Genomic DNA, 24,944 nt, shown 5'->3' with positions numbered 1-24,944 from the left:
CTGCCGTACGACACGAAAGTTCTCTACTGCCATGTCTGAGACAACTGGTGCCAGCTACGCAGCCGCGGGCGTCGACATCGAGGCGGGCGACCGCGCCGTAGAACTGATGAAGGAGTGGGTGAAGAAGACCCAGCGCCCCGAGGTCCTCGGCGGCCTCGGCGGTTTCGCCGGACTCTTCGACGCCTCCGCCCTCAAGCGCTTCGAGCGTCCCCTGCTCGCCTCCGCCACCGACGGCGTCGGCACCAAGGTCGACATCGCGCGTCAGCTGGGCGTCTACGACACCATCGGCCACGACCTGGTCGCGATGGTCATGGACGACATCGTGGTGTGCGGTGCCGAGCCGCTGTTCATGACCGACTACATCTGTGTCGGCAAGGTCCACCCCGAGCGGGTCGCCGCGATCGTCAAGGGCATCGCCGAGGGCTGTGTGCTCGCCGGCTGTGCCCTGGTCGGCGGCGAGACGGCCGAGCACCCGGGTCTGCTCGGTCCGGACGACTTCGACGTCGCCGGCGCCGGTACGGGCGTCGTGGAGGCCGACCGGCTGCTCGGCGCGGATCGCATCCGTAAGGGTGACGCGGTCATCGCCATGGCGGCCTCGGGTCTTCACTCGAACGGGTACTCGCTCGTGCGGCATGTGCTCCTGAACCAGGCGGGCCTCGCCCTGGACGCCCGGATCGACGAGCTCGGCCGCACCCTCGGCGAGGAGCTCCTGGAGCCCACCAAGATCTACTCACTGGACTGCCTGGCCCTGCTCCGCACGGCCGAGGTGCACGCCTTCTCGCACGTCACCGGCGGCGGTCTGGCGGCAAACCTGGCCCGTGTGATCCCCGACGGTCTGCACGCCGTCGTGGACCGCACCACCTGGACCCCGGGCCCGGTCTTCGACCTCGTCGGCAAGACGGGTCAGGTCGAGCGCCTGGAGCTGGAGAAGACCCTGAACATGGGCGTCGGCATGATCGCGATCGTGCCCGAGGAGTCGGCTGACGTCGCCCTGGCCACCCTGGCCGACCGCGGGGTCGAGTCATGGGTCGCGGGCGAGATCACGGACCGCGGTGACCACACCACGGGTGCCGAGCTCGTCGGTGACTACGCCTAGGAACTGACAGGCAGCGCAAAACCCGGTCCGGTGGTGTGGACCACCCCGGACCGGGTTACGCACAGCTGGGTCGTCAAGCTCCGCGGCGTTGAGACGCAGGACCGGACTCGTCGTCCTCGTCCTCGTCGTCGTTGTAGAGATCCGCGTACTGGGCGTACGGGTCGTCTTCCTCGTCGTCCTCGAACGGCTCGCCATTCGGCGGCTGACTCGAAGTCGAAGCGCCCAGCTCATTGGCCAGACGCGACAGGTCTGTCCCGCCGCTGCTGTACTTCAGCTGGCGGGCGACCTTCGTCTGCTTGGCCTTTGCCCGGCCGCGCCCCATGGCTCGACCCCCTCGAATACGGGGCTCGGTGGCCCCAGAGTCTTGACACGCGTTCATGATCTAGAACGGACTCTCCGCAGAGAGACCGGTCCGTAGGGCTTCCACGGTACCTGAGCCCACGCCCATACGGTACGTCGCCCGCAGCACGTGCCCTGGCCCAGAACCCTCGGGGAGCCCCGTCCCCGCTGGTCAACCGCGATTTTAACCACTTCTTCGCGGCCGACCCGCCGACGAACGTGAGAGTTCTCTCTAAGTGTGCGCCGACGGGTACCGGTCAAACGTCAGTGCGCCCGTTTCGTGGCCGCCTCGTGCATCCGCTGCTCGGCGATCCGGTCGGCCGCGGCGGCCGGCGGAATCCCGTCTTCCTTCGCACGTGCGAAGATTGCCAGCGTGGTGTCGAAGATCTTCGCGGCCTTCGCCCGGCACCGTTCGAAGTCGAACCCGTGCAGTTCGTCGGCGACCTGGATGACCCCGCCGGCGTTCACCACGTAGTCCGGCGCGTAGAGGATCCCGCGGTCCGCGAGGTCCTTCTCCACGCCCGGGTGCTCGAGCTGGTTGTTGGCGGCGCCGCAGACGATCCTCGCGGTCAGCGCCGGCACGGAGACGTCGTTCAAGGCTCCGCCCAGCGCGCAGGGGGCGTAGATGTCGAGACCCTCGGTCCGGATCAGCGCGTCGGTGTCGGCGACGGGGGAGACGGAGGGGTGCCGGCCGGCGATCCGTTCCACGGCCTCCTGGCGTACGTCCGTGATCAGGACCTCGGCGCCCTCCTCGAGGAGGTGCTCCACCAGGTGGTGCCCGACCTTGCCGACGCCCGCGACGCCGACCCTGCGGCCGCGCAGCGAGGGATCGCCCCACAGGTGCTGTGCGCTGGCCCGCATGCCCTGGTAGACGCCGAAGGCGGTGAGGACGGAGGAGTCGCCGGCGCCGCCGTTCTCGGGGGAGCGGCCGGTCGTCCAGCGGCACTCGCGTGCGACGACGTCCATGTCGGCGACGTACGTGCCGACGTCGCACGCGGTGACGTAGCGCCCGCCGAGCGAGGCCACGAAGCGGCCGTACGCGAGCAGCAGCTCCTCGGTCTTGTCCCGCTCCGGGTCCCCGATGATCACGGCCTTGCCGCCGCCGTGGTCGAGCCCGGCCATGGCGTTCTTGTACGACATCCCGCGCGCGAGGTTCAGCGCGTCGGCGACGGCCTCCTGCTCGCTCGCGTACGGGTAGAAGCGCGTCCCGCCGAGGGCGGGGCCGAGCGCGGTGGAGTGGAGGGCGATGACGGCCTTGAGGCCGCTCTTGCGGTCCTGGCAGAGCACGACCTGCTCATGACCGCCCTGGTCCGAGTGGAACAGGGTGTGCAGCACGTCGGCAGCGGCGCCGGTTACGTCGGTCACTGTGGTGACTCCTGGGTACATTGCGGCGATGGGACACAGGCGCCCGTAAGGGTGGCGGGACCTGTGAGCACGAGATTAGGGCTTGTGGCGGCCCAAGACCGTGCAGTGCTCAGGATCACCTTCTCCCGGGGGACGGGCGTGCGACGATTTGCATAGTTTTCCCGCACGTTTGTGTGCGGGTTTCGCAGGTTTTCCCGGCAGGCGGCGGGGGAGAGAGCAGGCGTGCCCAAGGTGTCCTCGGTGATCGTCCCGTACGCGACCTATCTGCGCGTGTACGAACCGCTGGCCGCCTTCCCCGAGCCCGAGCGCAGTCACTGGGCCCGTTACGCCCGTCGTCAGGACCGTCCGTCGTACCAGGACGAACTGCGTCGCTCCCTGGCGGACTTGCTGCCCACCCCGCCGGTCCCGGTGCCGGTGCACGAGAGCAGCGACGCCTTCGTGCTCGACGTGGACGGCGTGGTGTGCGTGTGCCCGTGGCGCACCCGGCTGCGCGGCTGGCTGGCCCTGGAGGAGCTCGGGGAGGAGCTGCCGGGGCCGGTCCTGGACGCGGTGCTGCCCGAGGTCGTACGCCGCCAGACCGCCCAGGACTACGAGCGCTGGCTCGCCCGGAACCCGGACGCCCGGCCCTGGATCCGCACCGCGACCTGGCAGGTGCCGCTGAACTGGTTCGTGCTCGTCTCCGACGAGGAGCGGCGCTTCGACAAGGGTTCCGGCGAGATCCCGCCGATGCTGCGCTACCGGACACCCATGGTGCAGGCCCGGCGGCGCGTGGCGCGGGCTCTGAGGGCCCTCAAGGACGCCATCGACGAGGGACCGCTCATCGACGGTCTGATCGACGTGGGGCGCTGGCTGGAGGAGTTCCACCCGCGCTCGCTGGTCGAGCTCGACTACGGCGGTCTGGTGCATGTGCTGCCGCCCGGCGAGCTGGAGGACGACCACTCGGCGGCGGACGTGGCCGAGGGCATCGAGGCGCTCAGGCACGGCGACGGGGCCGCGGCGGGCGAGGCCTACGGGCGGCTCGTGGAGCGCTGGCGGGGCATCAGGGACCGGCGCTCGGCGAACTGAATGTGCGCCATGTCACGAACTGGCGTTTGACCTGACGCCCGTTTTGGGGTTTCGTCCTCGCTCAAGGTGTCAGCTTCCCCTGAAGTCTCACCGACGGGGACGTAGGTCCCGATCCGGGCGTACACCTCACGGAGTGTCAAGCGTGACGGACCGCACGTACCCGGCTCTTGCATCTCTTGCCCCTCCTCATGCCAAAATAGGACAAGGGGCCCGGGGGAGGTTCCGCTTTGGGGGGTCTGGTGACTCCTGATCGCTCTGTGACTGATCGTCACAGTGGCGTGACTGTCCGCTATGGCATGGTCCATCGGCTTCCGTCGCCGATGAACACCTGGGGGGCAATTCCATCGGTTTGGCCGACGCGGCTGGACGGATGGTGTAGTTGTAGTGCCGAGGACAAGCCGTTCGTCCTATAACCGACTCGACCCGCATCCGCCATTTCGGGCAACGCGGGTCAAGGTGCAGAATTTAGAGGAAAGAACCGAGAACGATCGGTTCTCCCGAGGAGGCCGCTCATGACCGCTCGCACCCCTGATGCCGAGCCGCTGCTGACCCCGGCTGAGGTCGCCACGATGTTCCGCGTGGACCCGAAGACGGTCACGCGGTGGGCGAAGGCCGGCAAGCTCACGTCGATCCGTACGCTCGGCGGGCACCGCCGTTACCGCGAGGCCGAGGTCCGCGCTCTGCTCGCGGGCATCCCGCAGCAGCGCAGCGAGGCCTGAACAACTCAATAACCGGGCAAACCGGCTGGCCCCCCAGTTGGCCGCGCCGCCCGAACTCTGGCTCCAAGCGACGCGGGTCCTGCCCCAACAGGGCCCATTCTCAACCCCGTCGTCGATCGCGCTGGACTCCGCCGAGTCCAGCGCGATCTTTTTTGTGCGTGGGGGGTGGGCGGACGACAGCCCTGTGAGTGGGCTTGTCGGAGTCTGGGGAGGGGTGTCGGATCTCCTGTGAGGGTCCCCTGGCTGGTGTGCGAACAGGAGTGCAATTGCACATATTAAATTGACCTGTTGTAGGGGAGGGGTAAGTTCCACGGTTTCAAAAACTCATGCGGTGACTCCCGTCACATGCCAGAGTCCTTGTTGCCTTCCGCTCCTGTGCGCTAAAAGGGGCCCGCGTCCCGGACTGCCGTCGGTGGGGCGGGGGTTGGGCTCCGTCGACGGTCACGCCGTGGAGGGGCTTTCGTCCTCGACGGCCTCGTCCGGGTCCGGGACGGTCCCTGGGGCCGAGTCCATCGCCAGCCGCAACAGGCGGTGGCAGATCGGGCAGTGGCGGGTCAGATGCCGGTATGACGACGCGGCCGCGAGGTGTGCGCGCAGCAGTGCCCGCGTCTCGTGCCTGGCCGTTGCCGCCATACGCCACCTCCGGGCTCCGCTGGGAACGGGGGCCTGGTTTCTGGGTACCGGTGCGACGCGGCGCCGTCAAGATGGCGTGGACGCCGCCGACGCCTCACAAACAGCCTCGTCCTCAAGCGCCGGACGGTCTGAGATCGCCTGAACCGGCGTACACACACGGAGAAGGCCCGCTGCCCGTTTCCGGCGCTGCGGGCCTGACTTCCCACTGCGGTCCTGACGGGATTTGCGGTGTCTGATTGCGGCTGCGCCGCGGGCGCGGCCTCCGCCTTGATTGGGTGCTGTGGACATGAAGAAGGCCCGCTCCCCGTTTCCGGGGCTGCGGGCCTGACTTCCAACTGCGGTCCTGACGGGATTTGAACCCGCGGCCTCCACCTTGACAGGGTGGCGAGCACTCCAAACTGCTCCACAGGACCAGGTTTCGCGGCGCTTACTGCTGCGTTGCGCTGCGAGAAGGACTGTACAGGAGCAGGGAGGTCCTGGTCGAACTCACCCTGTGTGCGGGAGCCGTCACGGCGCCAGCGTGTCGATCGTCTTCACGATCCGCTTGTCGGAGATCGGGTACGCCGTACCGAGCGCATGGGCGAAATAGCTGACCCGTAGCTCCTCGATCATCCATCGGACGTCCAGAACCTGCTGGGGCACAGGCCGGCCCTGCGGAAGCTGCTCCAGGAGCCAGGCGTACTCGTCCTGCATCTCGTGGACCTTCTCCATACGGGTCGTGTCCCGCTGGACGTTCGTCGGCATCTGCTGGAGACGGCGGTCGGCGGCGACCAGGTAACGCATCAGGTCGGGCAGCCGGCGCAACCCCGTCGCCGTCACGAACCCCGGCTTCACCAGCGCGTCCAGCTGCGCCCGTACGTCCGCCAGGTTCGCCAGCAGCGCCGGGCTCCGTACGGCCTTCAGACGCCGCTCACAGGCCTGCCAGGCGGCGAGCACCTGCTGCACCTGCCCCACCGTACGGACCGTGGTGTCGACGATCTCGGCGCGCACCTTGTCGTACAGCTTCCGGTACGACTCCTCGTCCCACGCCGGCCCCCCGAAGTCCCCGATCAGCTTGTCCGCCGCAGCGGTCGCACAGTCGTCGAACAGTGCCTGGATCGAGCCGTGCGGATTCGACGACAGGGCGAGCTTCTGGGGGTTCGTCAGCTTCTCGGACGCGAACTTCGCCGGGCTCACCGGGATGTTGCGCACGATCAGCCGCCGCGTGCCCTTCCACATCGCCTCGGCCTGCTCCGCCTCCGTGTCGAAGAGCCGGACCGAGACGGTGTCGCCGTCGTCCACCAGCGCCGGGTACGCCTTCACCGGCTGGCCCGCGCGACGGGTCTCGAAGACGCGCGTGAGCGTGCCAATCGTCCAGTCCGTCAGGCCCTTGCGCTCCAGGGACTCGCCGCCCTCGCGGGACGCGGTCGCGGCCGCCGCCTGGGACAGGGCCTGGCGCGCCTTCGGCCTGAGCTTCAGCCGCAACGCCTCCAGGTCCTTGTCCTCGGCCAGGTTCCGGCGCCGCTCGTCGACGATCCGGAAGGTGATCCGCAGATGCTCCGGGACCCGCGTCCAGTCGAAGTCCTCCGCGTCGAAGGGCACGCCGACCATGCGCTTCAGTTCGCGGGCCATCGTGACCGTCAAGGGCTCCTGGAGGGGGACGGCCGTATCCAGGAAGCGCCGCGCGAAGTTCGGCGCCGGTACGTAGTTGCGGCGGATCGGCTTGGGCAGGGAACGGATCAGCTCCGTCACCAGCTCCTCCCTCAGACCCGGGATCTGCCAGTCGAAGCCCTCGTCCGTCACCTGGTTCAGGACCTGGAGCGGGATGTGGACCGTCACACCGTCCGCGTCCGCGCCCGGCTCGAACTGGTACGTCACCCGGAACTTCAAAGACCCCTGCCGCCACGAGTCGGGGTAGTCGGCCTTCGTGACCGCCTCCGCCGATTCCCGGATGAGCATCTCCCGCTCGAAGTCCAGGAACTCCGGCTGCTCGTGCCGCTTCCGCTTCCACCACGAGTCGAAGTGCGCTCCGGACACCACGTGTTCGGGCACCCGCTGGTCGTAGAAGTCGAACAGCGTGTCGTCGTCGACCACGATGTCCCGGCGCCGCGCCCGGTGCTCCAACTCCTCGACCTCGCTGAGGAGTCTGCGGTTGTCGGCGAAGAACTTGTGGTGGGTACGCCAGTCGCCCTCGACCAGGGCGTTGCGGATGAAAAGCTCGCGGGAGGACTCCGGGTCGATCCGGCCGTAGTTCACCTTCCGCTGGGCGACGATCGGCACGCCGTACAGCGTGACCTTCTCGTACGCCATCACCGCGGCCTGGTCCTTCTCCCAGTGCGGTTCGGAATACGTCCGCTTCAGCAGGTGCTCCGCGAGCGGTTCGACCCACTCGGGCTCGATCTTGGCGTTGACCCGGGCCCACAGGCGTGAGGTCTCCACCAGCTCCGCCGACATCACGAACCGCGGCTGCTTCTTGAAGAGCGCCGAGCCCGGGAAGATCGCGAACTTGGCGCTGCGGGCGCCGAGATACTCGTTCTTGTTGCCGTCCTTCACGTCCTTCATGCCGATGTGCGAGAGCAGACCGGCGAGGAGGGAGACGTGGACGCTCTGGTCGGGCGCGTCGTCCTCGTTGAGATGGATGCCCATCTGCTTGGCGACCGTGCGCAGTTGGGAGTAGATGTCCTGCCACTCGCGGATGCGCAGGAAGTTCAGGTACTCCTGCTTGCACATCCGGCGGAAGGACGACGAGCCGCGCTCCTTCTGCTGCTCGCGGACATAGCGCCAGAGATTCAGATAAGCGAGGAAGTCGCTGGTCTCGTCCTTGAAGCGGGCGTGCTGCTGGTCGGCCTGGGCCTGCTTGTCGGCCGGGCGCTCGCGCGGGTCCTGGATGGACAGCGCGGCGGCTATGACCATGACCTCGCGGACACAGCCGTTCTTGTCGGCCTCCAGGACCATGCGCGCCAGCCGCGGGTCGACGGGCAGCTGGGCGAGCTTGCGGCCGGTGTCGGTCAGCCGCTTGCGTACGTCCTTCTGCACCGGGTCCAACGCGCCCAGTTCCTGGAGGAGTTGGACGCCGTCGCGGATGTTGCGGTGGTCCGGCGGATCGATGAAGGGGAACTTCTCGATGTCGCCGAGGCCGGCCGCGGTCATCTGGAGGATGACGGAGGCGAGGTTCGTCCGCAGGATCTCGGCGTCCGTGAACTCCGGCCTGCCGTTGAAGTCCTCTTCGCTGTACAGCCGGATGCAGATGCCGTCCGACGTACGGCCGCAGCGGCCCTTGCGCTGGTTGGCGCTGGCCTGCGAGACCGGCTCGATGGGCAGCCGCTGGACCTTGGTGCGGTGGCTGTAGCGGCTGATCCGGGCGAAGCCGGGGTCGATGACGTACTTGATGCCCGGGACGGTGAGGGAGGTCTCGGCGACGTTCGTCGCCAGAACGATCCTGCGGCCGGTGTGCGGCTGGAAGACGCGGTGCTGCTCGGCGTGCGAGAGGCGGGCGTACAGGGGCAGGACCTCGGTGAAGCGGTAGTTCTTCTTCACGAGGGCGTCCGCGGTGTCCCGGATCTCCCGCTCGCCGGAGAGGAAGACGAGGATGTCGCCCTTGCCCTCGCCCTGGAGCTCCTCGACGGCGTCGCAGATCGCGGTGATCTGGTCGCGGTCGGCATCGTCCGAGTCCTCGTCCAGCAGCGGCCGGTACCGCACCTCCACCGGATACGTCCGTCCGCTGACCTCGACGATCGGGGCGTCACCGAAGTGCCGGGAGAACCGCTCGGGGTCGATGGTCGCCGAGGTGATGACGACCTTGAGGTCGGGGCGCTTCGGCAGCAGCTGGGCCAGATACCCGAGCAGGAAGTCGATGTTGAGGGACCGCTCGTGGGCCTCGTCGATGATGATCGTGTCGTAGGCGCGCAGCTCGCGGTCGGTCTGGATCTCGGCGAGCAGGATGCCGTCCGTCATCAACTTCACGAAGGTCGCGTCCGGGTTCACCTGGTCGGTGAACCGCACCTTCCAGCCGACCGCCTCGCCGAGCGGGGTGTCCAGCTCCTCGGCGACCCGCTCGGCGACCGTGCGGGCGGCGATACGACGGGGCTGGGTGTGCCCGATCATGCCCTTCACGCCCCGGCCGAGCTCCAGGCAGATCTTCGGGATCTGGGTGGTCTTGCCGGAGCCCGTCTCACCGGCGACGATCACGACCTGGTGATCACGGATGGCGGCCGCGATGTCGTCCTTCTTCTGGCTGACCGGGAGCTGCTCGGGATAGGACACGGCGGGCACGCGCGCACGGCGCGCACTCACGCGTTCCTCGCCCTTGCCGACCTCCGCCTCGATCTCGGACAGGACGGCGGCCCGCGCCTCCGGTTTGCGGATCTTGCGCGCGCCTTCGAGCCTGCGCCCGAGCCGGTGCGCGTCGCGCAGGGACAGCTCGGTCAGGCGGGCGGCGAGATCCCCGAAGGCGGGGATGCCGGGGGCGGGGGCAGGATGCGTAGACATACGCGATCCAGGATCTCATCCCCGGGAAATTACTGGCGAACGGTTTTGTCCCCGTGGTTCACCTGCACGTTCACATACAACAAGACCCCGATCAGGAGATCGGGGTCTGTGCTGTGGCTGGGGCCGGGGTCGAACCGGCGACCTACCGCTTTTCAGGCGGTCGCTCGTACCAACTGAGCTACCCAGCCGCGAGGTTTCCGGGGAAACCTCAGCGGTCCTGACGGGATTTGAACCCGCGGCCTCCACCTTGACAGGGTGGCGAGCACTCCAAACTGCTCCACAGGACCAAGCGTTGTGCACGAACAGTGTCGCACACGGTGATGCGTGCCCCCAACGGGATTCGAACCCGTGCTACCGCCTTGAAAGGGCGGCGTCCTAGGCCGCTAGACGATGAGGGCTATCGGCCCGCCTGGGCGCTTCTCAGCGCGTCGGGGACGTGAGAAGCATATGGGATGCCGGGAGGTATCGCCAAAACGGTTTAGGGGCTGCCCGTGGGTGAGGCGGTGGGCGAACCCGTGGGCGAGGGGGTCGCTCCCGGCTGGTTCTCCTCCGGGAGGTGGCGGCTGACCTCCGCCGACGTGAGGCCGAGACCGCCGAGTTTGATCTCGTCCCAGGCCTGCAGGCGGCGCGTGTCGCGGTCCATGTAGAGGATCGAGGCCTCGATGGGGTCGGGGTACTTGCCCTCGACGGCCCGCAGCCCGCTGCCGCCGGTGGAGCCCTCCACCCGCAGCCGCGTGCCCTTCTTCATGACCTCCATCTCCTGGTGATGGAGGTGGCCCGACAGGATCATCGGGACCTCGCCGTCGACCTCGCGGGCCGCCGAGGGCTCGTGGGCGATCGCGAGGTCGACCGGGGTGCCCGCGGCCCGCTGCTCGCGCAGGGCGGCGGCCAGGCGGTCGCCCGCCGCCTCCTGGGACTCGTCGGCACCCGGGTCCGTGGAGCGGTCGGGAGTGAACTGGGGGTCTCCGATGCCCGCGAACCGCAGTCCGGCGATCGTCTCCGCCTTGCCGTTGTCGAGGACGTGGACCCGCTTCAGGCCCTCCATGTAGCGCTGGGTGGTGAGGGAGTCGTGGTTGCCGCGGACCCAGACGTAGGGCGCGCCGAGGTCGGGGATCGGGTCCAGGAAGCCGTTCTCCGCCGCCGTGCCGTGGTCCATGGTGTCGCCGGAGTCGACGATCACGTCGACCTTGTACTGCTCCACCAGCGAGGCGATGATCTTCCAGCTCGCGGGGTTCAGATGGATGTCGGAGACGTGCAGGACCCGGATGGTGGTGGGGTCCGGCTGGTAGGCGGGGAGGGTGGACGTGACGTCGTAGAGCTTCGTCACGTTCGTCACCAGGCGGGCCAACTCCTTCTGGTAGACGTCGAATTCGGTGACGATGCTGCGCGCGTTGCCGACCAGGGACGGGGCGGAGGAGAGCAGTCCCGAGAACTTCGGCTCCAGGACGGATTCCGGGTTCCAGGTGGCGTACGCCGTGCCGCCGCAGGCCGCCAGGAGGGTGAAGGCGAGGCCGCCGGCCGCGAGGGCCCGGCGCGGGCGGCGGTAGACGGCGAGGCCGAGGGCGGTGGCGCCCGACACCACGGCGACGCAGGAGCGCAGGGCGAGGTCGAGGGTGCCGTGCTCGACGTCCGTCGCGACCTCGTCCTGGAGACCGGAGAGGCGCTCGGGGTGGTCGACGAGGGCCTGGGAGCGTTCCGGGTCGAGCTGGTCGACGTTGACGTCGAGGCGGACGGGCGCCTGGTGGCTGTCCAGCTGGAGCGCGCCGAGCGGGGACACGTTGATCTTCGTGCCGCCGGAGAGGGACGGGCGCAGGGTCATCGTCGTGTTCATGGGGCCGACCGGGACCCGTACGTTGCCGACGATCAGCAGACCGAGCCATGCGCCCAGAAGGACGACGACGACCAGGCCGAGGGCGCGGGTCCAGGGGTGCGGCTGGTGGACGAGTTCGACGGACGGGTGGGATCGGCGCCTGCCGTACTGGCGGGCGAGGGCTCGCGGGGGCTTGCGTAGGGCGTTCAGGATGCTCCGGGCGTTCAGGACTGCGGCGGGGACGCGGGCCATTGGTCCCGTATGCCCAAGTCCGCTCGTGGATATGCGGGCGTGCTCATGACTCTCGTACGGATGGTCGTACCGGAGAATGGACGTGTGCTGGAGATGACGCGCGAGGAGTTCGAGGAACTGGTCGCCGAGGCCCTGGACCGGATTCCGCCGGAGTTGACGCGGCTGATGGACAACGTCGCGGTGTTCGTCGAGGACGAACCGCCGGCGGAGGATCCCGAGCTGCTCGGGCTGTACGAGGGCACTCCGCTGACCGACCGGGGCGAGTGGTACGCCGGGGTGCTGCCGGACCGCATCACGATCTACCGGGGGCCGACGCTGCGGATGTGCGATTCGCGGGAGGACGTCGTGGCGGAGACCGAGGTGACGGTCGTGCACGAGATCGCCCATCACTTCGGGATCGACGACGCGCGGCTGCACGCACTTGGTTACGGCTGAGTCCGTTTCGAACGGGGCGCGTGTCCTCTTGTGGGCGGCGGGAGTTGGGCAGGTTGACTTTTTGACGACCGCCCTCGGAGGTGGCTGCTCGTGCGCCCCTTGTACGTACCCGTCCGTCTGGCCGCCACGGTCATGGCCGTCGCCGCCGCAGCGGGCTGCATGAGCGTCGGCGGGGACGGCGGAGGCGACAGAGCGAAGCCGTCGCACTCCGCCGGTGAGCGGGGCGGTGCGGCGCCGGACGGGGGATCCGCGGGCTCGGGCGGTTCCGTGGGGCTCGGCGGGGCGGGCCCGGACGGCAAGCACGGCCAGCACAAGGGGAAGGCCGGCGAGGAGCCGGCGTCCCCGTCGGCGTCCGCCTCGGCGAGTGCGTCGGCCGCCGCGGGGGCGAAGCCGGGGAAGTCGGCCCAGCCGGTGCCGTCGACGACGAGGAGCGACCCGGCACCCACCCGTACGCCCGATCCGGAGCCGCCGGCGTCCAGCGAGCCGCCCGCGTCGCCCACACCGTCGCCGCCGCCCGCCGAAACGTCGTCGTCCGCGCAGCCGGAGACGGGCCCCCAGCTGAGCCAGCGGGAGCCGGCGCCGACCGCGGGGTCGCCGGTGTGACGGTGGAAGGTCCCGAGTGACCTCGGATACATGCGAGGGGATCGGTTTGCCTTCGAGGGCGACGGGTGCGTATGGTTATAGATCGTTTGATCATTTGCCCGGCGCCAAAGCAGAAGAGCGCCGTGTGGCGCGTTCTCTCCCTTGCCGTGGCTGACCGCATAGAGGCGGTCGTATTGCGAATCACGGAGTTGACGGGCGCGTGCCGACGAGACTCCGGAAGGTTTCGCATACGCATGTCCATTTCCAGTACTGATCACGTCGTCGTGCCCGAGAACGAGGGCACGGAGGAAGCCGCCGAGGTCACCTTCGCGGACCTCGGTCTCCCCGAGGGCGTCGTGCGCAAGCTCGCCCAGAACGGCGTGACCACCCCCTTCCCGATCCAGGCCGCGACCATCCCGGACGCCCTGGCCGGCAAGGACATCCTCGGCCGTGGCCGCACCGGCTCCGGCAAGACCCTCTCCTTCGGTCTGCCGGCCATGACGCGTCTCGCCGGTGGCCGCACCGAGAAGCACAAGCCGCGCGCCGTCATCCTCACCCCGACCCGTGAGCTCGCGATGCAGGTCGCGGACGCCCTCCAGCCCTACGGCGACGTCCTCGGCCTCAAGATGAAGGTCGTCTGCGGCGGCACGTCGATGAGCAACCAGATCTACGCCCTGGAGCGCGGCGTCGACATCCTCGTCGCCACCCCGGGCCGACTGCGCGACCTCATCAACCGCGGTGCCTGCTCCCTGCAGGACATCGAGGTCGCCGTCATCGACGAGGCCGACCAGATGTCCGACCTGGGCTTCCTGCCCGAGGTCACCGAGCTGCTCGACCAGGTCCCGGTCGGCGGCCAGCGGATGCTGTTCTCGGCCACGATGGAGAACGAGATCTCCACGCTGGTCAAGCGCTACCTGAGCAACCCGGTCACGCACGAGGTCGACAGCGCCCAGGGCAACGTGACGACCATGTCGCACCACATCCTGATCGTGAAGCCCAAGGACAAGGCGCCGGTCACCGCCGCGATCGCCTCCCGCAAGGGCCGCACCATCATCTTCGTCCGCACCCAGCTGGGCGCCGACCGCATCGCCGAGCAGCTGTGCGACTCCGGTGTGAAGGCCGACGCGCTGCACGGCGGTATGACGCAGGGCGCGCGCACCCGTGTGCTGGAGGACTTCAAGAAGGGCTACGTCAACGCGCTCGTCGCGACCGACGTCGCCGCCCGTGGCATCCACGTCGACGGCATCGACCTCGTCCTGAACGTCGACCCCGCCGGTGACCACAAGGACTACCTGCACCGCGCCGGCCGTACCGCTCGCGCGGGCCGCACCGGCACGGTCGTGTCCCTGTCCCTGCCGCACCAGCGCCGGCAGATCTTCCGGCTGATGGAGGACGCGGGCGTCGACGCCGGGCGTCACATCATCAACTCCGGTACGGCCTTCGAGCCCGAGGTCGCCGAGATCACCGGCGCCCGTTCGATGACCGAGGTCCAGTCCGAGTCCGCGGCCAACGCGGCTCAGCAGGCCGAGCGCGAGGTCGCCCAGCTCACCAAGGAGCTCGAGCGGGCGCAGCGCCGCGCGACCGAGCTGCGCGAGGAGGCCGACCGCCTGGTCGCCCGGGCCGCCCGCGAGCGCGGTGAGGACCCGGAGACGGCGGTCGCCGAGGCGCAGGCCGCGGTGGCCGAGGCTCCGGCCGAGGCCGTCGTCGCCGAGCAGCCCGCCGAGCGTCCCGCGTACGAGCAGCCGCGTCAGCGCCGTGACGAGCGGGGCAACTACGAGCGCCGTGACGACCGTCGGGACGACCGTGGTGGCCGTTCATTCGAGCGTCGTGACGACCGTGGCGGCTTCAACCGCGACCGCCGGGACGGCGAGCGGGGCGGGTTCCGTCGGGACGACCGTGGTGGCCGTTCCTTCGAGCGTCGTGACGACCGCGGTGGCTTCAACCGCGACCGTCGTGACGACCGCTCCACCGGTGGCTTCAATCGTGACCGTCGTGACGAGCGTCCCTCGGGTGGCTTCCGCCGTGACGACCGCCCCACGGGCGGTTTCAACCGCGACCGTCGTGACGACCGCCCCACCGGCGGTTTCAATCGTGACCGTCGTGACGAGCGTCCCTCGGGTGGCTTCCGCCGTGACGACCGCCCCTCGGGTGGCTTCAGCCGCGACCGTCGTGACGAGCGTCCGTCCACCCACCGGGGCAGCGACCGCCCCTTCAACCGTGACCGTCAGGGCGACCGCCCCACCGGCGGAGGTTTCCGCTCCGGCGGCCACGACCGCCCGCACGGCCGTCGTGACGACCACCGCGGCACCACCGGCACCGGTACCGGCACCGGTACCTTCGGCCGCCGTGACGACAAGCCGCGCTGGAAGCGCAACGGCTGACGCCTCTGAGAAGTGAACGCCGTGGCCCCCCGTCGTATCTGACGGGGGGCCACGGCGTTTGTCGTGTCACCCGGTGTGTGCCCCGACAGAAAGGGCTCTCCGTCAAGATGAACAGAAGGTAAGATCACCCCACTTATGAGACGGGTGTGATGGCCGGGGGGCCAGGGACACCGCGCGCCGGTGGGCCGTCCGTCTCCTTCTCAGGGGAGGGTCTTCCTTGGCTCGTCATGCCGCCGTACGTCTACGCCTCGTCGCCGCTTCCGCCGTACTGGTGGCCGGTCTGAGCCCGCTGCTGCCGTCGTCCGCCGTCGCCGACACCGCGCAGGAGACGGTGGTACCGGCGACGTTCCGCGACGCGTACACCGTCGCGACCGTCTCCTACGCCGAAACCACCTACGGGGGAGAAGGCGCGGGCAGCCAGGGCGTCTTCCACCGTATGGAGGGCCGCTCGGGACTGCTGTGGACGCGATACGCGGACGGTGCGTCCGTCGCAGTGCCCGCGGCCGGCAGCGGCCTGGCGATCGACAACGGCACCGGCACCGACGTCCTGGCGCGCCGCTACCAGGACGGCCGCGTCGAGCTGTTCGACGCCGCCGACGGCACGACCAGCACGATCCAGGTGCCCTCGGGGTACGCCGGGGTGTACGGCGGTGTGTACGGCAGCACGGTCGTCGCCTACGAGGACGTCACCGGCGAGGACGGGATCACCACCAAGGTCAGGCATCTGCTGAGCCCGGGACCCGATGGCGGTACCCGGGACCTGACGATCACCGGCCTGCCCTCGGGCATGCAGATCGGTGCGCCGCTGCGGGGCGACGCCTCCGGCATCGTCTTCCGCGCGTCGCTCGACGGCAGCATCCGGTCGGTGATCGTCGACCCGCAGACCGGCCGGGCCCAGGGCTGGACCCCGGCACTGTCCGGCGGTAACTCCGCTGTCCTGTCGCCCGATTACCTGGTCCAGTACGCGGGCAACGCCGCCACGAAGGCGTACGTCTACTCCCGCGCCGACCTCTCGGCACCGCCTGTCGAGGTGGCCTTGGACGGCGTCGGCGCCCTGGACCCCGCCGACGAGCTCTCCGTGGTGGGCGACTGGCTCGTCCACAGTCCGGCCGGCGGCAACAAGGTGACCGCCGTACCGATCGCGGGCGGCGACCCGGTCACCTTGCTCGCCTCCTCCCAGGGCGACGTCTCCGCCTCGGCGGACGGCGACGCCGTCGCCGTGGGCCGCACCGGCGCCGACGACTGGGGCATTCAGCGCATCCATCCTGACGCGGACGGCAAGCCCGTGGTGAGCATGGTCAAGGCGCTGCCGAAGCCTCCGTACAAGATCCAGGGTCTGGCACTGGAGCAGGGGCGGCTGCTGGTCGCCGACGACAGCCGGAGCCGTACCCGGGACGTCTACCTGCGGACCGTCGCCGCCACGGGGACGCCCACCTACGGGGCGCGTTCCGACTACGACGGCACCGACTCGCTGCTGTACTCCTGTCCGACCGCGGAGGGCGGCTGTGCCGTGTTCGGTACGGCCGACAATCGTGTGGTCTGGCTGATGCGGGACGACGGCACCAATGACCGGATCAGGGCCAACGGGCCCGAGGCGTACGACTTCTCGGAGCACTACGTCCCGGCCGGCGGGCGGATCACCGACGTCTCCGGCCAGTACGTGATCCACACGACCGCGACCCAGCAGATCGTCCTCAAGCTCGGCGACAGCGCCGGTCCCAAGGTCACCCGTGCCCCGGGCGCCGCCGCCCTCGACGGCGAGATCCTCTGGACGGCGGGGGCGAACGCCGGTGAGGTAATGGCGTACAACCTGACGACGAAGAAGACCGTCGAGACGGTGAGGACGGACGCCGGCTGCGTGCCCACCGAACTCCAGGCACTCGGCCGCTACCTGTACTGGACCTGTGACGGCCGGGCCGGCGTGTACGACCGTACGGCGGGCAGGTCCGTGGCCGTGCCCGCCGACGAGGCCAAGCTCGGCGACGGGTTCGTCGTCTCGCACGACAAGCGGGCCGGGAAGCTGACGCTGACGACGTTCGCCGAGGGCACGGCCGCGAGCCGGGTCATCGGCGATCTGCCTGACACCGGGACCTCGCAGAGGGACGTGCGCTGGACCGTCGACGAGTCCGGCGCGAACGCTGCCTACGTCGACGAGCAGGAGCAGGTGCACCTCGTGCCGTCCGGCGTGCCGCAGCAGCCGCTGCGGCTGCTCGCCCCGGCCGCCAAGGCGTCGTCCGTCGAGGCGCACACGTTCGACACAACCCCCGACACCCTGACCACCCTGCTGCTGTCGAAGCCGTCCTCCGGCTGGGACGTCACGGTGCGCAACCGTGCGACCGGCAAGGTCTACGGTGACAACGTGGACGGCACGGCCGCGCGGGGTGAGCTGACCGTCGGCTGGAGCGGTCTCGACCCCAAGGGGACCGGGGACGCGTACCTGCCGAACGGTTCCTACGACTGGACCGTCACCGTCACGCCGGCGGACGGCGTCGGCGCCCCGCTGACGGTGACCGGCACGGTCAAGCTGGTGAAGGGCACGGCGGTCCGTCGCGACCACGTGGGCGACGACGGCTTCGGCGAGCTCCTCACCCTCAACTCCTCCGGCGCGCTGACCTTCCAGCAGGGCAACGGCAAGGGCACGTTCTCCGGGAAGGTGAGCGGCGGCGGCTGGGCGACCTCGGTCAGGGCGGTGCCGTTCGGGGACCTCAGCGGGGACCGGTGCAACGACGTTCTGGTGCGGCTGAGCAGCGGCGCCCTGCGCGCCTACCGACCGGGGTGCGGTGCCGCGCTGAAGTCGTCGACGCCGTACACCTCGCTGGGCACGTCCGGCTGGAACCAGTACGACGTGCTGACCGCGCCCGGTGATGTGACCAAGGACGGGCTCCCGGACCTGATCGCGCGGAACTCCTCGACCGGGGCCGTGTACCTCTACAAGGGGACGAGCACGGGCAAGCTGTCGGCGCGGGTGAAGCTCTACGACAACTGGAAGACGTACAAGAAGATCGTGGGCGCCGGGGACCTGAACGGCGACGGCATCGGCGACCTGCTCGCGCAGGACAAGTCGAACAACCTGTACCGGTACTACGGCAAGGGCAACGGCACGTTCACGGCGCGGGTGAAGCTGTTCACCAACTGGGGCGGCTCGTACAACGTGATCGTCGGCGTCGGCGACATCACCGGGGACGGCAAGGCCGACCTGGTCTCCCGGGACAGCGGCGGGAACGTCTGGCGCAACAACGGGGACGGCAAGGGGTCGTTCGGGGCGCGGACGAAGATCGCGAGCGGCTGGCAGGGCTACAAGGGGCTTTTCTAGAAGGGCTCTTCTCAGCCAAGTTGTGACGTGTGTCACGCCCCCGGGATGGGAATCGCTGGGGGCATGACAGATGACGACAGAGTGAGTGGGCTCTCCGACGAAGAACGGCTTGCCCAGCTCGGCTACACGCAGGTCCTCGCCCGCCGCATGTCGGCGTTCTCCAACTACGCGGTCTCCTTCACCATCATCTCGGTGCTGTCGGGCTGCCTGACCCTCTACCTCTTCGGCATGAACACGGGCGGTCCGGCCGTGATCACCTGGGGCTGGGTCGCCGTGGGCCTGATGACCCTGTTCGTCGGGCTGTCGATGGCCGAGATCTGTTCGGCGTACCCGACGTCCGCGGGCCTGTACTTCTGGGCCCACCGCCTGGCGCCGCCCCGTACCGCGGCCGCCTGGGCGTGGTTCACGGGCTGGTTCAACGTGCTCGGCCAGGTGGCGGTCACGGCGGGCATCGACTTCGGCGCCGCGTCGTTCCTCGGGGCTTATCTGAACCTGCAGTTCGACTTCGAGGTGACGCCCGGCCGGACCGTGCTGCTGTTCGCCGCGATCCTGATCCTGCACGGCCTGCTGAACACCTTCGGCGTACGGATCGTGGCCCTGCTGAACAGCGTGAGCGTGTGGTGGCACGTGGTCGGCGTGGCGGTGATCGTCGGAGCCCTCACCTTCGCCCCGGACCACCACCAGTCGGCGTCCTTCGTCTTCGGCGAGTTCGTGAACAACACGGGCTGGGGCAGCGGCTTCTACGTGGTCCTGCTCGGTCTTCTGATGGCCCAGTACACCTTCACCGGCTACGACGCCTCGGCCCACATGACCGAGGAGACCCACGACGCGTCGACGGCCGGCCCGAAGGGCATCGTCCAGTCGATCTGGACGTCGTGGATAGCGGGCTTCGTCCTGCTGCTGGGCTTCACGTTCGCGATCCAGTCGTACGACGGGGCGCTGTCGTCGCCGACGGGCGCGCCGCCGGCCCAGATCCTCCTCGACGCGCTCGGCGCCACGGCCGGCAAGCTCCTGCTGCTGGTCGTCATCGGCGCCCAGTTGTTCTGCGGGATGGCCTCGGTGACCGCCAACAGCCGCATGATCTACGCCTTCTCGCGCGACGGCGCACTGCCGTTCTCGCACGTGTGGCACACGGTGAGCCCCCGCACCCGGACGCCGGTGGCGGCGGTGTGGCTGGCCGCGGCGGGGGCACTGCTGCTCGGGCTGCCGTACCTGATCAACTACACGGCCTATGCGGCGGTGACGTCCGTCGCGGTGATCGGGCTGTACATCGCCTACGTCATCCCGACGTTGCTGCGGCTGCGCAAGGGTGACGCCTTCGACCGCGGACCGTGGCACCTGGGCCGCTGGTCGCGTGCGATCGGCGTGGTCTCGGTGGCGTGGGTCGCCGTCATCACGGTGCTGTTCATGCTTCCGCAGGTCTCCCCGGTCACCTGGGAGACCTTCAACTACGCTCCGGTCGCCGTCCTGGTCGTCCTCGGCTTCGCCTGGACCTGGTGGGCGGTCTCGGCCCGCCACTGGTTCCTGAACCCCGATCACGAACGCACCAGGGCCCGCGAGGCGGCCCGCGTGAACGCCCCCGAACCGGTCGATCCCTGACCTTCCACCCCGTTCCGCCGCCCCGACACGGCCGTGTCCCCGATACCCGATCGGAGACACGGCCACGTCCCGCTATGCTCGGGGAGGCAACATCGCCTGGGCCCTTAGCTCAATTGGCAGAGCAGTGGACTTTTAATCCATTGGTTGTGGGTTCGAGTCCCACAGGGCCTACCACGGTCGGCAGGAACGGACGTTGCCTGACCTGCACGAATAGAGAAGCCCCCGATCACTCGGGGGCTTTCTCATGGCCCTCAAGCTCTTTGGCTCGCTCGTGGCTCGCTCGAAGCGTAAATCCGCGCCGCGCCGTATCAGGCAACGTTCGCCCTGGCAGTGACCGGGACCTGGGACGGCGCTGCGGCTGCTTCACCTCGCTCGGTGTTTCCTCAGCTCAGCGAGCCATGTCCGTACCTGTTCGTCGTCGTGCAGGTAGCCGCCGCTCTCGCCTGCGGAGAGATCGATTCCGTAGAGGCAGTTCAGCGCCCACCAGGACAGGTCGTCCCAGACGATCCCGTCCTCCATCACCCACCTCGCCGCCCAACGGTCAGCCTCGTCCCGGGACAGCCGACCCGCGACGAGTTCAACGAAGCGATCTTCGATCTCATCAAGAGTTGGCTGGCCGCTGTCATCCATGCCCAAACCGTATCGGCAGGGCAACGTTGTCTGACGCGGCACTAGTTCAGTGCGGCAGCAATGTCCCGGGTCTCGATGAGCCAGCCCGCCGGCACCCGCCAGGAGTCCACACACAGCGTCCACGTGCGGTCGACCCACCCTCCGGCCGGGATGGGCGTGGACAGTTCGCGGGTCTGGTTGATCGTCTTCCAGTCGGTGCCGAACAGGTCGATGATGTGCGTCCCGAAGGTGACCATGCCGGACGTCACCGGCGAACCGCCGGTGTTGCGGAACTCCACGGTCACGTCCTCGCACCACCGCTTATCGGTCTGCGCGCGCTGTACCTTCCCGACCGTGAGCTCGGCAGGCTTCACTGGCCCTGGATTGCTCGGCGCTGGCACTGGCGTCGTCTCAGGTGGGGTCTCGCTGGGGGCTTCCGGAGAGTTCGTTGGGTTCGGCGTCGCAGGCTTGTCGGGGGTATGCGGTGCGGCCGGTGTTTCCGTTCCCCAGCCGGGGGGAGCCGCCTCGCTGCTCGGTGTGGTCTCCGGCGGTTGCCCCGCGTCGGAGCCGATGATCTTGTAGTTGCTGATGTTGCGCGGGCCGCCTTTGGTGTCCCCCTTGCTGTCTTGGAGGCCCTGGTCGTCTGAGCCTGGCTGGCTCTGGGCGTCACTGTCGACGAAGCCGGGGGCGGTCGCCGACGGGGCGGGCGAGGTCGAGTCTGGAGTCTCTTCGCCGCCGGCGTTCGCGTAGTAAGCGACGGCGCTGGTGGCGATGAGGACAGAGCTGGCGGCTGCGGTGACTACCGTGGCTCGGCGTCCGCGAGCGATGGTGCGGAGACGGCCGAGGGAGGCGAGGAAGGCGGCCACTCCGCCGCCTAAGTAGAGCGCCAGGTGCTGCTTACGTCGCGCGGGCTCGGGCTCGTCCTCGGCGGCGGCGACCGATGGGGGGAGCGGTATCCGTTGCTGCGCGATGCGGGCGATCTTCTCTGCGGCGAGGTCGGCTTCGAGTTTCGTCAGGCGAGTTTTCTGTTTTTGGCCACTCTGGTAGAGCAGGACGATCGCCAGGACTGCGGCGCCGAGGACGCCAGCCAGCACAACTTCAACCACGTGTGCCCCTCTTCGTAACTATTGCGTTGCTTTGAGGGGCTAATGATCGATCTTTCACATAACTGGATTCTACTAACGAGTAACCTTCGTGATCATAACGTGACGTTCGGTTACTAGAGCGCTTTATCCAGCCCTGCGGCGCCTGGTGTCCTCCGAGGTGTCCGCAGGGCCAGTCTCGCCCGCTGCCGAACGGTCGAAACGGCTCAGCACCTGATCCCGCGCCTCAGGGGTGAGGGTGGCCAACAGCGCCGCGATCGCCTCGACCTGATCATTGCTCGCGGGTGCGCCCGGCGTGCTCGCGGCCGTCGGCGGTGCAGCGAGTTCGTCGAGGAGGTCCGCGGCGGTGCTGCGGCCGGCCTGCCGGAGCTGCTCCGGCGTGAGGCTGACGACTTCCGCCATGCGAACCAGTGTCTCGTCAGGGGCAGTCACTGGGATACGCATACCTCCGACGTCCTGATAGCCGTTGACGATCTGCCGCCATCGGGTCTCGCTTAGCCCGGCCCTCCGTGCCGCTTCCCGCCCTGATAGGCGGGCTCGGCGGACAGCCTCCTTGATGAGCACGGCCTCGGCGGGCGGCTGTGGTGTCTTTGCGTCCATATGGCGAAGGTTCGCATAACTACGCAGTACTGCGCTACGCGACGGCAAGAACTGACGGAATCCGGCAAGCCATTGTGTGACTGACGTCACATCTAATGCAAACTACGCACGCAATGTTCAAACTACGCGCCACTACGCATAGTCTGTGCGCATGAACACCCCCCGCATGCGACGCCGCAAAGGCGCGCCCTTTCACCATTCGCCCGAGGCGGTGACACGCGCACGGGAGAACGCCGGACTGACGCAGAAGGCCCTGGCTGAGGAGTGCGGGTTCAGCTTCCAGCTGCTCTGTGACATCGAGGCGGGCCGACGCAACGCGACCCCTGAGCGGCTGCGCGCGATGGCGCGCGTCATCGGCTGTCCGGTCTCGGACCTGCAACCCAGCTCCGGCGTGACCCGGCTCGACGACGAGCCGCCCGTGGCCATGGAGCGGCAGGCGTCGTGAAGGCGCCTGCACGCGGCGAGGCCGCCGAGCTCAGCACAGCTCGACGGCCTCGATCTTCCGAACGATCCAACGAAGGAGAAGGAACGTTGCCTCAACAGGCTAGCCAACCGTGGACACCGGCCGAGGCCACTTCGGACGCCGTCGCGTACGGGGCGCCGACGGCGCGGCTGCTGCTGCCTGCTGGTGACCTGAACGACCCCGAGTACCGGGCCCAGTGGGAACACGTTCGCCGCAGCGGCATCGGCGGGTCCGAGGTCGCGAAGATCCTCGGCCTCAATAAGTACCAGGGTCCCCGCCACGTCTACGAGGAGAAGCACGGCCGGCCCGTCCCGATGGGCGCCGAGCTGAGCGAGTACGCCGAAGTCGGCCTTGAGATCGAGGACTTCATTGCCCACCTGTTCACGAAGCGGACCGGCATCCCGGCAGTGCCGACGCCGGGAATGCTCGCGAACATCGACCGACCGTGGATGCGGTCCAACGTCGACAGGTACGCCCTCGACCCGGAGACCGGCGCTGTCCTCGCCCCGGTCGAGCTGAAGAACCGCAGCGCCTACCAGTTGGCCGACTGGGAAGACGGCGTGCCCGACGCGCCCGCGCTCCAGGTCCACTGGAACATGGCCGTCGGCGGCTGGCCGTACGGCTGGGCCGTCGCCCTCGTCGGCGGCAACACGCTCCGCTACCACCGCATCGAGCGGGACGAGGAGCTGATCGCGACCCTGATCGACGTGTGCGGGCGCTGGTACCGGCGGCACATCGTTGAGGGATTCCCTCCCCCCGCTGACGGTCTGGAGGCGACGAAGGAACTCCTCGGCCGCCTGTGGAACGTCAAGCCGACGCACGTCATCGACGTGCCCCGCCTGAAGGCGGAGAAGCTGCGCAAGCGGCGCGCAGCGCTGGCCGCTCAGATCAAGGAACTGGACGACCAGAAGACCACGGTCGAGAACGAGATGCGCCTTGTGTGCGGCGCCGCAGGAGTCGCCGAGGTCGATGGCAAGAAGGCCTGGTCGTACGTCCCCAACGGGACGTTCTCGGCGAAGCAGTTGGAGAAGGAGTATCCGGCCATTGCCGCCCAGTGCCGGAAGACGGTCGAGGTCCTCGACATGGACCTGATCAAGGAGAAGTACCCCGCCGAGTACGAGGCGTGCCGCGCGAGGGTCCTGCGCGTGCCCGCTAAGGAGCTGTGATGGCCCTGACCACTCTGAAGGAACGCGTCCAGCAACGGGCAGCGGCGGTCGCCAGCACCGACGACATCCGGCCCGACCGAGCGGACGACGTCGAGGAGACGCCCGCCGGGCACGGCCACGACATCGAGCAGTACCGGGCCGACATCGAGGCCGCGTTGCCGAAGCACGTCAGCGTGGACCTGTTCCTCGCGTCGCTCCGCCCCGTTCTGCCGAAGCTGCGGAAGTGCACGCCGGCGAGCGTGATGCAGGCCGTCATCACGGCCGCCCGGTTCGGGCTGGTCCCCGACGGCCAGCAGGCGGTCATCACCGCCGACGACCGGATCGCGACCTTCCTCGCCACCTACGAGGGCTACGTCGAGCTGATGTACCGGTCGGGCTTGGTGAAGTCGGTCATCGCGAACCTGGTGTATGAGGGCGACGACTACGAGTTCGTGCCGACGGCCCGCGTCGGTGAGGACTTCGTGCACAGGCCGAACGTGCTGGCGTCGAAGAAGGACCGCAGGCCACTGTTCGCGTACGCGTTCGCGTGGCTGGAGGGCGGCGCCCGGTCGAACGTCGCGGTCGTCACGCTGGAGGAAGCGGAGGAGATCCGCGACGAGCACTCCAAGGCGTACCAGCGGGCGGAGGCGAACGGCGAGAAGAACTCGCTGTGGCACACCCGGTTCGACCGAATGCACCTGAAGACAGCGATTCGGCGCCTGGTGAAGCTGGCGCCCAAGAGCGCTGAGCTGCGGGCCCTGATCGCGGTCGAGCAGGCCGCCGAGGACGGCAAGCCGCAGATCCTCGCGGCCGTCGACCGGGACACGGCCGCGCTGGAGGCGGAGGCGCGGCAGGCCGCGCGGGCGGCCGAGGCGTCACAGGACGTTCCGGCGCCCCGCCTGGCGGTCAAGGCGCGGGGCCCGGCGAAGCCGAGGCGCCGCAACCGCGACAGGAACAAGAGGCGGTAG

19 protein-coding genes and 5 tRNA genes are annotated in these 24,944 nt (G+C 68.9%); 12 read left to right on the top strand and 12 right to left on the bottom strand.

The features are described 5' to 3' along the window. The first annotated feature begins 31 nt into the window (after positions 1 to 31). The gene (purM, locus tag QF027_RS23625; RefSeq protein WP_306979265.1) at positions 32 to 1,096 is read left to right on the top strand and encodes a phosphoribosylformylglycinamidine cyclo-ligase; all 1,065 of its coding nucleotides are present in this window, start codon (positions 32 to 34) and stop codon (positions 1,094 to 1,096) included. 73 nt (positions 1,097 to 1,169) lie between these two features. On the opposite strand, the gene QF027_RS23620 is transcribed toward purM, so the two are convergent. Then, the gene (locus tag QF027_RS23620) at positions 1,170 to 1,418 is read right to left on the bottom strand and encodes a DUF3073 domain-containing protein (RefSeq protein WP_053849467.1); all 249 of its coding nucleotides are present in this window, start codon (positions 1,416 to 1,418) and stop codon (positions 1,170 to 1,172) included. A 281-nt stretch (positions 1,419 to 1,699) separates the two neighbouring features. Next, on the bottom strand, positions 1,700 to 2,800 hold the full coding sequence (locus QF027_RS23615; RefSeq protein ID WP_306979267.1) for a Leu/Phe/Val dehydrogenase: 1,101 nt from the start codon (positions 2,798 to 2,800) through the stop codon (positions 1,700 to 1,702). 222 nt (positions 2,801 to 3,022) lie between these two features. Between QF027_RS23615 and QF027_RS23610 the strand changes: the two genes are divergently transcribed. Continuing rightward, positions 3,023 to 3,865 (top strand): hypothetical protein, encoded by an 843-nt coding sequence (locus QF027_RS23610; protein ID WP_306979269.1) that lies wholly within the window; start codon positions 3,023 to 3,025, stop codon positions 3,863 to 3,865. Positions 3,866 to 4,377: 512 nt separating this feature from the next. Then, a complete protein-coding gene (gene bldC, locus QF027_RS23605) occupies positions 4,378 to 4,584 on the top strand; it encodes a developmental transcriptional regulator BldC (RefSeq protein WP_003949541.1) in 207 nt (68 codons plus the stop codon). 441 nt (positions 4,585 to 5,025) lie between these two features. On the opposite strand, the gene QF027_RS23600 is transcribed toward bldC, so the two are convergent. From QF027_RS23600 to QF027_RS23570, 7 genes are all read right to left on the bottom strand, one after another. Further along, complete coding sequence (locus QF027_RS23600) at positions 5,026 to 5,217, bottom strand: DUF6274 family protein (RefSeq protein ID WP_306979271.1); 192 nt, start codon at positions 5,215 to 5,217, stop codon at positions 5,026 to 5,028. Positions 5,218 to 5,555: 338 nt separating this feature from the next. After that, a tRNA-Asp gene (locus QF027_RS23595) sits at positions 5,556 to 5,630 on the bottom strand. A 94-nt stretch (positions 5,631 to 5,724) separates the two neighbouring features. Continuing rightward, positions 5,725 to 9,684: an ATP-dependent RNA helicase HrpA gene (gene hrpA, locus QF027_RS23590; protein WP_307076919.1), complete on the bottom strand. Its 3,960-nt coding sequence runs from the start codon at positions 9,682 to 9,684 to the stop codon at positions 5,725 to 5,727. Between the two features lie 114 nt (positions 9,685 to 9,798). Continuing rightward, positions 9,799 to 9,872: transfer RNA gene (locus QF027_RS23585), tRNA-Phe, on the bottom strand. Between the two features lie 24 nt (positions 9,873 to 9,896). Next, positions 9,897 to 9,971 (bottom strand) — tRNA-Asp (locus QF027_RS23580). 38 nt (positions 9,972 to 10,009) lie between these two features. Next, positions 10,010 to 10,082, bottom strand: a tRNA-Glu gene (locus QF027_RS23575). 80 nt (positions 10,083 to 10,162) lie between these two features. Continuing rightward, positions 10,163 to 11,746 carry a metallophosphoesterase family protein gene (locus tag QF027_RS23570; RefSeq protein WP_307076917.1) on the bottom strand — a complete coding sequence of 528 codons (1,584 nt, stop codon included), beginning with the start codon at positions 11,744 to 11,746 and terminating at the stop codon, positions 10,163 to 10,165. Positions 11,747 to 11,830: 84 nt separating this feature from the next. On the opposite strand from QF027_RS23570, the gene QF027_RS23565 reads away from it, so the two are divergent. From QF027_RS23565 to QF027_RS23540, 6 genes are all read left to right on the top strand, one after another. After that, a complete protein-coding gene (locus tag QF027_RS23565) occupies positions 11,831 to 12,181 on the top strand; it encodes a metallopeptidase family protein (protein WP_037722149.1) in 351 nt (116 codons plus the stop codon). Positions 12,182 to 12,271: 90 nt separating this feature from the next. After that, positions 12,272 to 12,784 carry a hypothetical protein gene (locus QF027_RS23560; protein WP_307076915.1) on the top strand — a complete coding sequence of 171 codons (513 nt, stop codon included), beginning with the start codon at positions 12,272 to 12,274 and terminating at the stop codon, positions 12,782 to 12,784. A 233-nt stretch (positions 12,785 to 13,017) separates the two neighbouring features. Continuing rightward, positions 13,018 to 15,144, top strand: a complete 2,127-nt coding sequence (locus tag QF027_RS23555; RefSeq protein WP_307076913.1) for a DEAD/DEAH box helicase — start codon at positions 13,018 to 13,020, stop codon at positions 15,142 to 15,144. A 217-nt stretch (positions 15,145 to 15,361) separates the two neighbouring features. After that, positions 15,362 to 18,457, top strand: a complete 3,096-nt coding sequence (locus tag QF027_RS23550) for an FG-GAP repeat domain-containing protein (protein ID WP_307076911.1) — start codon at positions 15,362 to 15,364, stop codon at positions 18,455 to 18,457. A 63-nt stretch (positions 18,458 to 18,520) separates the two neighbouring features. Next, complete coding sequence (locus tag QF027_RS23545) at positions 18,521 to 20,056, top strand: amino acid permease (RefSeq protein WP_306979286.1); 1,536 nt, start codon at positions 18,521 to 18,523, stop codon at positions 20,054 to 20,056. A gap of 98 nt (positions 20,057 to 20,154) precedes the next feature. Beyond that, positions 20,155 to 20,230: transfer RNA gene (locus QF027_RS23540), tRNA-Lys, on the top strand. A gap of 189 nt (positions 20,231 to 20,419) precedes the next feature. Here the strand turns inward: QF027_RS23540 and QF027_RS23535 are convergent. The 3 genes from QF027_RS23535 to QF027_RS49655 form a co-directional block, all read right to left on the bottom strand. Next, positions 20,420 to 20,686: a hypothetical protein gene (locus tag QF027_RS23535; RefSeq protein WP_307076909.1), complete on the bottom strand. Its 267-nt coding sequence runs from the start codon at positions 20,684 to 20,686 to the stop codon at positions 20,420 to 20,422. 41 nt (positions 20,687 to 20,727) lie between these two features. Continuing rightward, complete coding sequence (locus QF027_RS23530; protein WP_307076907.1) at positions 20,728 to 21,771, bottom strand: hypothetical protein; 1,044 nt, start codon at positions 21,769 to 21,771, stop codon at positions 20,728 to 20,730. A gap of 123 nt (positions 21,772 to 21,894) precedes the next feature. After that, positions 21,895 to 22,170, bottom strand: a complete 276-nt coding sequence (locus QF027_RS49655) for a hypothetical protein (RefSeq protein WP_373432429.1) — start codon at positions 22,168 to 22,170, stop codon at positions 21,895 to 21,897. Positions 22,171 to 22,519: 349 nt separating this feature from the next. On the opposite strand from QF027_RS49655, the gene QF027_RS23520 reads away from it, so the two are divergent. The 3 genes from QF027_RS23520 (at position 22,520) to QF027_RS23510 (ending at position 24,944) form a co-directional block, all read left to right on the top strand. Next, positions 22,520 to 22,813, top strand: coding sequence for a helix-turn-helix domain-containing protein (locus QF027_RS23520; protein ID WP_307076903.1), 294 nt, complete (start codon positions 22,520 to 22,522; stop codon positions 22,811 to 22,813). An 86-nt stretch (positions 22,814 to 22,899) separates the two neighbouring features. Continuing rightward, positions 22,900 to 23,997: a YqaJ viral recombinase family nuclease gene (locus tag QF027_RS23515; RefSeq protein WP_307076901.1), complete on the top strand. Its 1,098-nt coding sequence runs from the start codon at positions 22,900 to 22,902 to the stop codon at positions 23,995 to 23,997. Next, on the top strand, positions 23,997 to 24,944 hold the full coding sequence (locus tag QF027_RS23510) for a recombinase RecT (RefSeq protein WP_307076899.1): 948 nt from the start codon (positions 23,997 to 23,999) through the stop codon (positions 24,942 to 24,944). Before QF027_RS23515 ends, QF027_RS23510 begins: the two co-directional genes overlap by 1 nt.

Origin of the sequence: Streptomyces canus (assembly GCF_030816965.1) — a bacterium.
Lineage (GTDB): Bacteria > Actinomycetota > Actinomycetes > Streptomycetales > Streptomycetaceae > Streptomyces > Streptomyces canus_E.
Note: the sequence above shows the minus strand (reverse complement) of the source record. Positions and strands in the feature narration are given on the sequence as shown.